Here is a 12,561-nt window from a genome sequence, read left to right on the forward strand (position 1 = left end):
AAAACGGGTGCTCAGCATTGAACACCCGTTTTCTGTTTATTTCAGGATTTCTTCCAGAAAATCTTCCGGATTTTTTTAGTCAAGGTCAATCACTTTTCCGCCGCTGCGAACGGATTCGTCACAGGCAAACGCAATTTGTAAACTCGTTACAGCGTCCTGAAGGTGATCAGTAAGGTCGATATCTTCTTTAACTGCTTTTAGGAAATAGGCCTGTTCGCGGTTGCAAAGCTCCTGGTGATCTGGTTCGTCTTCCAGGTTAATCCATGAATCTTCCTGAACAAATTCATCCTTTTCATTCAAAGCGGCATGGTGTATACGGATCGATTCCGTTTTGGTATGCGCCTCTACCGAAGAAGATTTTCCGGAACCACCTGCATCTTTTGCTACAATGGAAACGGAACCTTTGGGTCCAATCACGTCTTTCACAAAAAAAGCAGTTTCGCTGATCATGGGGCCCCAACCAGCTTCGTACCAACCCACGGATCCATCTTCAAACCAGATCTGAAGTTGTCCGTAGTTATAGTTTCCTGCCGGAATATCTTCGGTCAACCTTGCACCGATCGCATTCACACGGATTGGTTTTGAACGGGTCATCTGGCACATCACGTCAATGTAATGCACGCCGCAGTCCACGATCGGGCTCAGACTTTTCATCAGATTACGGTGAACTGTCCACATATAGCCATGGCTTTGCTGATTCAGGTTCATACGCATCACCAAAGGTTTTCCAATATTTTGCGCCTCCTGTACAAAACGTTCCCACGACGGATGATGGCGCAGGATATAACCTACAACAACTTTTTTGCCGGCTTCTTTAGCAGCAGCCACCACTCTTCTGGCGCCTTCCACCGAAGCGGCCAAAGGTTTTTCTATGAATACATGAGCCCCCTGCTGCAAAGCCAGAATGGCAAATGCTTCATGGGTATCCGGGTAGGTAGAAATGCAGACGGCATCAGGTTTGGTTTCCTTCAATGCAGTTTCGTAATCATTGAAAAGTGCATAACCGCCACCAAGTTTTTCATTCAAAACTTCTTTGCTTTTTCCTGTGGAGACGATACCGCAAATTTCGAAACCATCCGATAACTGGTAAGCAATTGCATGGGATGCGCCCATATTACCACAGCCGACCACAAGGACGCGCAATGGATTTTCATTAGCTGAAGCAGACATACGAAATGTTAATGTTTAATGGAATTGGGTTGATTAGGAATATGAACGCCAAAATTAGCGATTTAAATCCGTTTAGGGAAAAAATGATGATTCAGGCAGGTCAATCGGTTTTATTGTATTTGTGAATAAAGTGTGTAAAAATTATACTAAACGTTTTTTTAAATGAACTAAAGGTTGCATACTGCATCAAAATTACTCCCTCTTTCAGATGCTTTATTATATTAAGAAGTTGACTCTTCCCATCATCATGGGAGCTAAGATGCTTGTATGCATTTTTGTTTTACACAATTTTATCTTGACCGACGCGCAGGCTCAGAAAGCCGCCGCCCCTGCCCGGGTCGATTTTAAGCCTAAACTTGGTGTGATTGACCGTGCCTCGCTGGATATGACAGCCGATTCCGGTGACAGTACCGCCGAGGCAGTTGCACTTTATGATTACGGTGAAGTACGATTTAGTTATACTGAGCGGGTGGGTATTGTGATGACCATGAAATACTGGACAAGGATCAAAATTCTTAAAGAATCGGCCCTTGACCGCGCTTCGGTGTCAATTCCGATTGGCGATGGGGGGAGTTTTGATCAGACAGAGTCCATTAGTGATATTTCGGGGTATACCTATAATCTGAATGGCAATAATATTGAGACGATTCAGCTGCCCAGAAAGTCAGTCGTCAGGGAGAAAGTTTCTGACAAGGTCTGGAATTACAAGTTCAATTTGCAAAATGTCCGGAAAGGCTCCATCATCGAATATTGCTATACCAAAACTACACCGCTTAAATATCAGGATAAACCGGATACCTGGACTTTTCAGGGCAGTATTCCTTTCAAGTGGAGCGAGTATAAAATCACAATTCCTTATTCGCTGTACTACAAGATTACGATGAACGGTTATGTGCCGCTTTATATCACCGATAAAGAAGAAGTGTCCGTCAGCATGGGACTTTCTAAATTGGATGGGCATGGCATGTCTTACCGGTTTGTGATGAAGGATGCGCCTGCGTTTTCAAAGGAATCGTTCATTACCACGCCTTCCGATTACCTGTCGAAGATTAGTTTTGAGTTGGCGAGTGTGAGTATACCCGGAGAAATTGTTCGAACTTATTCTAATAAATGGGAAGATGTTGATAAAACACTGCTGATGAGTGCCGGTTTTGGTGGGCAGTTAAAAAGATATTCCTTTATTAAGGACCTCAAGGAGGAAATTAGCAAGAAGACTTCCGACCCTGCCGAGAAACTGGAAATGGCGTATGCTTATATTCAGCAAAATATAAAATGGGACGAAAATGGTGGCGTTGTATCCAGGGATGGCGTAAAAAAGGCGTTTGAGAATAAGAAAGGCAATGCAAGTGATATAAACCTGATGCTGACCTGCCTGCTGCGGGAACTGGATCTGGACAGCGATCCGGTGGTGTTAAGCACGCGTTCCCATGGCCAGGTTTATGAGGCTATACCTTTACTCGAAGGTTTTAACTATGTCGTGAGCCGTGCGAAAATCGGAGAAAAGGAATATTTGCTGGATGCAACGCAGCGTTATGGATATCCGGGGATATTGCCGGAACATGCATTGAATGGAATTGGCAGGGTTATACCCGACAAAGGAAATGGGTATTTCGTTGACCTTAGCACGAAAACAACGCTTTCAAAACTGGAAATGATCGACGCCGAACTGTCACCTGCTGATGGAACGCTGAAAGGCAACTACATGATTTCCCTTGCGGGATACGAGGCATTGAGGTGGCGTGAAAATTACCTTTCAGAAGCGGACAACGTTTATGCCGATCAGTTGAAGAAACAGCTTCCGGAGTGGGAGATTAACAATGTAAAAATCGGCAACAAAAAGGAGAAATTGCGAGACGCCGTTGAAATGAATTGTAAATTCGAAGTAGACAACGAAAACGCTTCGCCGGATATCCTTTATTTCAATCCTGTGCTGGTCGGAAGGGTCGGTGAAAATCCTTTTAAAGCCTTAACCCGCATCTATCCGATTGATTTTACAAGTGGATTTTCGTCTTCCTTTATCGGGAATTATAAACTTCCGGAGGGTTATTACCTCGAAGAAACGCCAAAAATGGAAATAATAACCTTGCCGGAAAAAGCCGGGAGATTTGCCTATCAGGTAAAACAGGTTGAAAACGTGATCAGTGTGAACAGTATGATCATGGTCAACAAAGCAAAATTTGCTGCCGAAGAATATGATGTGCTTCGCGAATTTTACGACCGGATTGTGCAGAAACATACGCAAACGCTGGTGATTAAGAAAAAGAAATAATCGAATTAGTTATGATCAGTAGTGTTTTAAGTCGGTGGGTTTATCCGGTTTTGTTATGTATCGTTGTTGCCAGCCAGGTTCGTGCGCAGAGCGATTTCAGTTTTGGTAAGATCAATCCGGCACTTTTAACGGATGCCAATGTGGTGATTCGGGCCGATGAAGATTATTTTGAGATTCTTTCGAAAAGTGAAGCTAGATCACACCATCATTTTGTAGTCACGATCTTGAATGAAAAAGGAGAAGAAGACCACAATCAGATGTATGTGAGCTATGACAAATTCACGAAAATAACGGACATGTCCGGAGCTATTTATGACGCCTCGGGTAAGCAGGTGAAAAAGCTGAAAGGTGCCGATATACAGGATTTTGGCTATGGCGCAGCAGGTGACGATATTTCCGATGCCCGGATGAGGATTGCAAATTTTGGCAAGAAGAGTTACGCATATCCTTACACCATTGAGTTCAGCTATGCTATCCGGGACCGGAACATGATGTTTTACCCGAAATGGAAACCGCGGGCCAGGCAAAACACTTCGGTTGAGTATTCATCCTATAAGATCAAGACGCCGGTTGGTTTTACCTTTAGATATAAGGAATACAACGGAGCGCCCGCGGCGGTTAAGTCGGCCGATACGGATGGTTCTCCGATTTATCAATGGACACTAAAAAATCAGCCGGTGGTGTCGGTGGTTTCCTATCCTTTGCCCGATAATGAATATTTGCCCATGGTTCTGACGGCACCATCGGATTTTGAAATTCAGGAGTACGCGGGGAATTTTAACCGCTGGGAAGATTTAAGTAAGTTTTATTACACCTTAAATAAGGATCGTGATGCCTTGCCCGCAGCCACGGTGGTCGAGATTAAATCGATCATTAAGGATGCTAAAACGGATCGTGAAAAAGTGTTATTGCTTTATAAATGGATGCAGTCGAGAAGCCGGTATGTGAGTATTCAGCTGGGTATTGGCGGCTGGCAGACCATTGATGCAACAACCGTAGCAAACAAGGGTTATGGCGATTGTAAAGCGTTGACGAATTTTATGATCGCGTCGCTGAAACAGGCTGGGATAACCGCTCATGCAGCCTTGATCAGGGCAGGTGACGAGCCAGAAATGAATCTTGATTTCCCGAGCAGTCAGTTCAACCACGTGATCGCCTGTGTTATGCTGCAAAAAGATACCCTGTGGCTTGAGTGTACAAGCCAAACGACTGCCGCCAATTTTATGGGTTCTTTCACCGGTAACAGGCAGGCGCTGCTGGTTATGCCGGAGGGTGGAAAACTGGTGACGACCCATTACTACGATTCGTCGCAAAATAGCCGGAATCGTCAGGTTAAAGTAAAAATGGAGGCGAACGGAAATGGTCATTTACAGGTCAAAACGGTTTACGGCGGTTTGCAGCAGGAAACGCGGGAAAGTCTTTTACATAACTATAATCAGGAGGAGCAGCGGAAATGGCTGTTGAGCCATCTTGAATTGCCAGATATGGAGCTGGAAAAATTTGAGTTTGAAAAAGGGAAAGATCATGTCCCGGTAATTTCAGAAAAAATTGATCTAAGGGTACGTAACTGTGCAACAAGAACGGGCACGCGGTTGTTTGTAAAACCGAATTTACTGACCCGGTCCATCGAACTTCCTGCCAACACGGAGGAAAGAAAAGAGGACTTTTATTTACCGCTTACCGATTTTAACCTGACCGACTCCGACAGTGTAACGTTCGACATTCCCAAGGAAATGAAGCCGGAATCTTCTCTTCCGTCTTTTCAGGTTGAATCTGCCTTTGGTTCTTACAGTGTGAAAACGGTTTATGAAAACAATACCCTTTCTTACGCACGAAAGTTGTCATTGAAAGGCGGACGCTTCCCCGCCGCGGATTATCCCAAATGGATCGATTTCGTAAAAAAGATGAGAAAAGCGGACCGCGCTCAGGTTGTTTTTATTGAGAACAAAATTTAGGAACCCGTGGTTGTAAGAAACCGGAATTATTTACCGTGTTTGAATAGAAAAAACGAATATATATTTACCGGAAATATCTTTTGCAGTTGATTCATTGTTTTCGGACGATGGGTCAGCTGCATTTATGTTAAAATCTGTTTATTATTGATTAATACCTGAAATGTTTCGGGGGAATTCAGCATTTACCTTTGTTGAAAATCAGATTCATTTATTTTATCAATACATATATTATGAACAAGGCATCATGGCAGGGCATTTTTCCTGCGCTCGTAACACCATTTACGGCGGACGATACAATCGATTTTGATCTTTTTGAAAAGAATCTTCTTGCTCAGGTCGAAGCCGGGATTACAGGCGTTATCGTAGCGGGTTCACTGGGCGAAGCCAGTACGTTGACAAGAGCGGAAAAAAATGAGCTGGTGAAATTCGCGAGAAAAACATTGGATAAAAGCCTTCCGGTTGTTTTGTGTATTGCCGAGCAATCTACGGCCGAGGCGGTTAGTATTGCAAAAGAGGCTGAATCGATCGGTGCGGACGGATTGATGGTGTTGCCTCCGATGCGTTACAAAGCTGACGACAACGAAACGGTCGTGTATTTTTCAACGATCGCTAAAAATACTTCGTTGCCATTGATGATTTATAACAACCCGGTTGATTATAAAATTGAAGTGACGCTTGACATGTTTGAGCAATTGTCTGCCTACCCGAATATTCAGGCGATCAAAGAATCGACACGGGATGTCAGCAACGTAACCCGTATTTTCAACCGTTTTGGGGATCGTTTCAAGGTTTTCTGCGGCGTGGATACGCTGATCATGGAAGAAGTGATGCTGGGTGCTGACGGTGTTGTCGGTGGTTTGGTGGATGCTTTCCCAAAAGAAACCGTTGCGATTTTTAATCTTGTCAAGGCAGGACGTTATCAGGAAGCATTGGCCATTTACAGATGGTATCTTCCTCTTCTGGAATTGGACATTCACCCTAAACTGGTTCAGAACATTAAACTTGCCGCCACACTTATGGGTATCGGGTCGGAATTCGTGAGAGCACCGCGACTGGTTCTGGAAGGTGCGGAAAAAGAAAGTGTTTTGGCCGTTATTAACAAAGCAATCGAAACACAGCCTGTGTTGCCGGATTACCTGAATCTTACCGTGGATTCATCTGTGGCATAATCGTAAAATTATGAAATTTTGGCTCCATTGAAGCCTCCTGTATAAGGAGGTGTTGATGGAGTCAAACGTGAAACGTATCATCCTGATTTTCCAGCAATGGAAGGTTATGAGCGAAGCAATATCAATTTAGAGTAAACGGACTGAAAAATAATTCTTTAATTGCTGATAGTTAACCACTAAAAGCTGCAAAATATGAATGTTTCAAAAGAAGAATTAGATAATTTAGTAGGGAAAGCACAGGAAGCTTTTTTGATTATTAAAAATTTACCGCTCGCCAGACGAATCGCTTTCATGCGAACCGTTGCTGACGAAATTGAGGCGCTTGGTCCGGAACTGATCACGACGGGCCAGGCGGAATCTCACTTGCCGGAAGCCCGTTTACTTGGTGAAAAAGGCAGGACGATTTTTCAATGGAGAAGTTACGCCGACGCCGTGGAACGTGGTGATTCGCTGGACGCGAGTATTGACACCGCCAATGCGGAACGTACACCTCCAAAACCTGATCTAAGAAAAACAGCAGTTCCATTAGGTCCTGTTGCCGTTTTTGGAGCGAGTAATTTTCCATTTGCATTTTCAACAGCCGGTGGCGATACGGCCAGTGCTATTGCAGCGGGTTGCCCTGTTATTGTAAAAGCGCACGAAGGGCATCCAAAAACTTCCGGAATTATGGCAGACGCAATAAGCCGTGCCGTGGTGAAAAGCGGTATGCCGGAGGGGACTTTTGCACACGTATACAGTTCGGGTTATGAAACCGGACAGCAGCTGGTTAGTCATCCGCTCATAAAAGCAGTCGGCTTTACGGGTTCTTATCGTGGCGGAAAGGCACTGGTTGATTTGGCGAATGAGCGTGCTGAACCGATACCGGTTTTTGCAGAAATGGGTAGTGTGAATCCGTTGTTCTTGTTACCAAACAAGCTCGTAACGGCGCCTCAGGAACTGGCGAAACAATATGCAGGATCGTTGACCCTGGGTGTTGGACAGTTTTGTACAAATCCTGGATTGGTCATCGGTATTGCAGGGGGAGAACTGGATAAATTCATTGAGGCTTTGAAGGAAGAGATTGTCAAAATCGCTCCCGCTTTCATGCTGAATGAAAAAATTGCAACCGGTTATGCCGAAAACCGTGAAAAGGTAATTGGTCAGTCGGGTGTGGAAGTATTGGCCGTTTCAGCTACGGAGGCTGGACACGGACAGGGTTTGCCAACTGTTGCTTCGGTCGCGGGTGTCGAATTGCTCGTCAATCCGGCGTTGCTGCATGAGGTATTCGGGCCGTTTGCGTTGATCGTTCAATGCAAGGATGTGTCTGAAATGCTGGCCGTGACTGAAAAACTGGAAGGGCAGCTGACCATTTCACTTTTTGCAACAAATGAAGATCTTGAAGCCCAGGAAGAGATTGTTTCATTGGTACAAACCAAATGCGGACGGATATTATTTAACAATTTCCCGACGGGTGTAGAAGTTGCCAAATCCATGCATCATGGCGGGCCGTTCCCTTCATCAAGCAATGGTGCTTATACATCTGTTGGTGCTGATGCCATTAAGCGTTTTGTAAGACCGTTGAGTTTTCAGAACTGGCCTGATGCGTTTTTGCCAGACGAATTGAAAAATGCCAATCCGCTAAATATATGGCGGACGGTGAATAACGAAAAAACGAAGGAGGCTGTCGGCGATCAGCTTTCGGCCATCGGTTAATGTGTTTTTCACCAGCATTTCAAAGTATTTAAAAAATATTAAAAGCCAGGGGCACCAAGCCGACAGCTGATTGCCGACGGTCGAAAGCCAATAATATATGCGTAAAACTTTTTTCTGTATAGATGCCCATACTTGCGGCAACCCGGTCAGAGTGGTTGCCGGAGGCGGGCCGTTATTGCAAGGTAACAGTATGATGGAGCGCAGGCTTCATTTTTTAAAGGAATTTGACTGGATCAGAAAAGGACTCATGTTTGAACCACGCGGACACGACATGATGAGCGGGAGTATCCTCTATCCGCCCGTTGATCCGGAAAATGACATTGGCGTTTTGTATATCGAAACAAGCGGCTGCCTTCCGATGTGCGGACATGGAACAATTGGAACGGTAACCATTGCCATCGAAGAAGGTTTGGTTACACCGAAAATTCCCGGAAAGCTGAGACTGGAAACACCCGCAGGACTTGTACTGGTAGAATATGTGCAGGAGGGGAAAAAAGTAAAATCTGTAAAACTGGTTAATATAAAATCATTTTTAGCAGCTGGAAAACTGACCATTGAATGTCCTGACCTGGGAACATTGACGGTGGATGTATCTTACGGAGGAAATTTCTACGCGATCGTGGATCCACAGGAAAACTTCAAAGGACTGGAACATTATACCGCAGACCAGCTGATCAGTTGGAGCCGTGTTTGCCGGAAACGCATGAATGAGCAATACACGTTCGTTCATCCTGAAAACGAGCATATCAACGGATTGAGCCATTTTTTATGGGCCGGGGAAGTATTAGATCCAACGTCCACAGCCAGAAATGCCGTTTTCTATGGCGATAAGGCTATTGACCGCTCGCCATGCGGAACGGGCACTTCGGCGCGGATGGCACAGTGGCATGCCCAAGGCAAGCTCAAAAAAGGCGATCAGTTTATTCATGAAAGTATCATCGGATCCAAATTTATTGGAACCGTCGAAGATGAGGTTACGATTGGCGATAAACCGGCGATCATCCCGGGCATTGAAGGCTGGGCGATGGTGACAGGGTATAACACCATCATCATTGACGACGAGGACCCGTATGCGTACGGCTTCCAGGTAATTTAGGACCTTTTGGCTGTTAGTTGTTGGCTTTTAGCTTTCGTAATCATCTGATTTACTTTACAACAATAACTGTACAATTAATAATTAACAACTAACCATTAAACCGGTAGCCAAAGCGCAACGCTAACGGCTATTAGCTAAAAGCTATGGACAAACAAAAAGGAAAAGTTGTAATCATCGGTGGAGGTATTATGGGATTGGCCTCCGCCTATTATCTTTTGAAGAGCGGGTGGAAAGTGACGGTTTTGGATAAGGGTGATATGACAAACAACTGTTCCTACGGAAACGCCGGCATGATTGTTCCCAGTCACTTTATTCCCCTGGCAGCTCCGGGTATGATTTCGAAGGGAATCAAATGGATGTTCAACAGCCACAGCCCTTTTTATGTAAAACCCTCGCTGGATTTCTCGTTGATTTCCTGGGGGTTGAAATTCATGAAAAGTGCCACTGCCAGTCATGTTGAGTACGTTGCTCCCTATCTTCGTGATTATCATTTGTTCAGTCGGCAGTTGTACAAAGATCTTGCAAACGAACCCGGTTTTGATTTTGGCCTGGAAACCAAAGGAATCCTGATGCTTTACAAGACGGAAAAAGCCGGAGAAGAAGAAATCCATGTGGGACGTGATGCGCAGAAATTGGGGCTGGATGTCGATATCCTGGATAAGGAGCAAGTTCAGGCGCTGGAACCCCATGCGAATCTTGATGTGATCGGAGCCGTTCATTACCGTTGTGACGCACATTTATATCCCAACGCATTGATTCCGCAGCTGATCAGCTATGTTGAAAAAAATGGTGGTGAAATTAAAACGAACAGCGGCGTAACCGGTTTTAATATCCAGAACGGCGAAGTTAAGGCCGTTAAAACATCAACCGGTGATGTGCAAGGCGATCTTGTGGTGATGACCGGCGGCACCTGGCTTCCTGAGCTTGCGAAGCTGGCCGGGCTGACCATTCCCGTGATGCCCGGAAAAGGGTATTCATTTATGGAGCGGAACGATGTACATAAGATCATCCATCCCTCACTGCTGATTGAAGCAAGGGTGGCGGTAACGCCCATGAACGGGCAGGTGCGCTTTGGCGGAACCATGGAGATTGCGCCGGTAAATGACAAAGTTAACATGAACCGTGTGGAGGGGATTGTAAATTCGATACCTGAATATTATTCTGATTTAAAAACTGCGCTGCCAAAAGTGAAGGATATCTGGTACGGCTTCAGGCCCTGCTCACCGGACGGACTGCCTTATCTGGGATACAGCCAAAAGCTGAAAAACCTGATCGTGGCCGGTGGACATGGTATGATGGGCGTAAGTCTGGGGCCGGGCACAGGTAAAATTGTCGCCGAGCTTGCTGACCGAAGCAACACTTCGGTGGACATCTCGATTTATGATCCGCAGCGATATAACTAACAATACGGTAACGCTAAAAGTGCATTAATAGCTTATTTTTCTTTTATGGTTACTTGTTGTACAATGGAAAGATGCTTGTGTAAAGTTTTATCAATCTGTTATTCACTAAAACAATATTCTGATAATAAATAATAGTTAGAATTTTATTAATACCGATCGTGGCGCTTTTAAAAGAAATTGAAGTTTTAAAGTTCTGAAATAATATTGTAGCTTTCACCTGTTAAATATGCCTAAGTAAATCTAACCCTTATATGTCACAAGAAAGTACGTCAGAAAATATTTCTTTTAAACCGTCCCTGGGCCTTGTAGATGCCACCATGTTAGTCGCTGGTAGTATGATCGGCTCAGGGATTTTTATTGTCAGCGCGGACATCACGCGGAATACCGGCAGTGTGGGCTGGCTGATGTTCGTATGGCTTATTACGGGGTTCATGACCTTGACGGCAGCGTTAAGTTATGGTGAGCTGAGTGCGATGTTTCCGAAAGCAGGCGGGCAATATGTTTATCTGAAAGAGGCTTACAACCCGCTGATCAGCTTTTTATATGGATGGAGCTTTTTTACAGTAATCCAGACCGCCACCATTGCGGCCGTTGCTGTGGCGTTTGCGAAGTTTACGGCCTATTTGTTACCCGTTTTTAGTGAAGATCTCGTAGCAATTGATCTCGGATTCCTTCAGATAACACCGGCACAATTACTCTCCATTGTCGTCATTGTTTTTCTGACGTTTATCAATACACGTGGTGTCAACAGCGGTAAGATCATTCAGACGACTTTCACCCTTGCAAAACTGTTAAGTTTGCTTGGGCTTATCGTTTTTGGTTTGCTTTTCATGAAACCGGAAATATGGAGCGTCAACTGGGATGCTGCGTCCATGTGGGATTTGCACAAACTCAGTCTCGACGGAAGCATCGAATCTTACACAACGTTTGCTGCATTCGGAGCCATTGCCGCTTCGATGGTAGGTTCTATTTTTAGCAGTGATTCCTGGAATAATGTAACTTTCATTGCAGGAGAAATCAAGAATCCGCAGCGTAACATCGGGTTAAGTCTGGCATTGGGAACAATCATCGTAACGGTTATTTATGTAATGACCAACGTGATGTATACCGGCGTTCTGTCATTGCCTGAAATTGCATCAGCCGATAAAGACCGTGTGGCAGTAGCGGCATCGCACGTGATATTTGGGAATTCAGGAACGGTCATTATCGCCATTATGATCATGGTTTCGACCTTTGGCTGTAACAACGGATTGATTATGTCCGGTGCCCGTGTTTACTATTCGATGGCTAAGGATGGTTTATTTTTCAAAAAAGTTGGGCAGCTGAACAAGAATTCAGTTCCTGAATTTGGCCTTTGGATCCAATGTGTTATTGCCTCGCTTTGGAGTTTAAGCGGGAAATATGGAAATCTTCTGGATATGATTTCGTTTGTTGTGGTTGTGTTTTATATGCTGACGATCATCGGAATTTTTATATTACGTAAAAAGAGACCCAACGCAGACAGACCTTACAAAGCTTTCGGTTATCCGTTTTTGCCGATTATTTATATCGTGATGGGAATTGCCTTTTGTGTACTGCTTATCATTTTTAAACCTGAGTATACCTGGCCAGGATTGATCATCGTATTATTGGGTATTCCGGTTTATTACCTGATTGCGAAAAAAGAAATTGTAGCTGGTGATAACTAGTTAGGCCTTCCTTGAAAATTCTCCAATCGATCTCCTTGGCTCATATTTCCAGGATTGGATTGGGGAGTTTTAATTTACGATTGGGTGCGGCGTATCGGGAAAGTACAATTGTGTCGACT

General features: G+C 44.6%; 8 protein-coding genes. 7 read left to right on the forward strand and 1 reads right to left on the reverse strand.

What is annotated here, in order from left to right; translation table 11 throughout:
* Window positions 1-75 precede the first annotated feature (75 nt).
* Window positions 76-1,170, reverse strand: a complete 1,095-nt coding sequence (locus tag RB622_RS22940) for a Gfo/Idh/MocA family oxidoreductase (RefSeq protein ID WP_308049039.1) — start codon at window positions 1,168-1,170, stop codon at window positions 76-78.
* A gap of 208 nt (window positions 1,171-1,378) precedes the next feature.
* On the opposite strand from RB622_RS22940, the gene RB622_RS22945 reads away from it, so the two are divergent.
* The 7 genes from RB622_RS22945 (at window position 1,379) to RB622_RS22975 (ending at window position 12,442) form a co-directional block, all read left to right on the forward strand.
* Window positions 1,379-3,439: a transglutaminase domain-containing protein gene (locus RB622_RS22945; RefSeq protein ID WP_308049040.1), complete on the forward strand. Its 2,061-nt coding sequence runs from the start codon at window positions 1,379-1,381 to the stop codon at window positions 3,437-3,439.
* Window positions 3,440-3,450: 11 nt separating this feature from the next.
* On the forward strand, window positions 3,451-5,394 hold the full coding sequence (locus tag RB622_RS22950) for a DUF3857 domain-containing transglutaminase family protein (RefSeq protein ID WP_308049041.1): 1,944 nt from the start codon (window positions 3,451-3,453) through the stop codon (window positions 5,392-5,394).
* Window positions 5,395-5,624: 230 nt separating this feature from the next.
* Window positions 5,625-6,563 (forward strand): dihydrodipicolinate synthase family protein, encoded by a 939-nt coding sequence (locus tag RB622_RS22955; protein WP_308049042.1) that lies wholly within the window; start codon window positions 5,625-5,627, stop codon window positions 6,561-6,563.
* Between the two features lie 192 nt (window positions 6,564-6,755).
* On the forward strand, window positions 6,756-8,255 hold the full coding sequence (locus tag RB622_RS22960; protein ID WP_308049043.1) for an aldehyde dehydrogenase (NADP(+)): 1,500 nt from the start codon (window positions 6,756-6,758) through the stop codon (window positions 8,253-8,255).
* Between the two features lie 97 nt (window positions 8,256-8,352).
* Window positions 8,353-9,351, forward strand: a complete 999-nt coding sequence (locus tag RB622_RS22965; RefSeq protein ID WP_308049044.1) for a 4-hydroxyproline epimerase — start codon at window positions 8,353-8,355, stop codon at window positions 9,349-9,351.
* A 143-nt stretch (window positions 9,352-9,494) separates the two neighbouring features.
* Complete coding sequence (locus RB622_RS22970) at window positions 9,495-10,754, forward strand: FAD-dependent oxidoreductase (protein ID WP_308049045.1); 1,260 nt, start codon at window positions 9,495-9,497, stop codon at window positions 10,752-10,754.
* Between the two features lie 251 nt (window positions 10,755-11,005).
* The gene (locus tag RB622_RS22975) at window positions 11,006-12,442 is read left to right on the forward strand and encodes an amino acid permease (RefSeq protein ID WP_308049046.1); all 1,437 of its coding nucleotides are present in this window, start codon (window positions 11,006-11,008) and stop codon (window positions 12,440-12,442) included.
* The last annotated feature ends 119 nt before the right edge of the window (window positions 12,443-12,561 follow it).

It is taken from the genome of Dyadobacter sp. LHD-138 (genome assembly GCF_030929615.1).
Taxonomy (GTDB): domain Bacteria; phylum Bacteroidota; class Bacteroidia; order Cytophagales; family Spirosomataceae; genus Dyadobacter.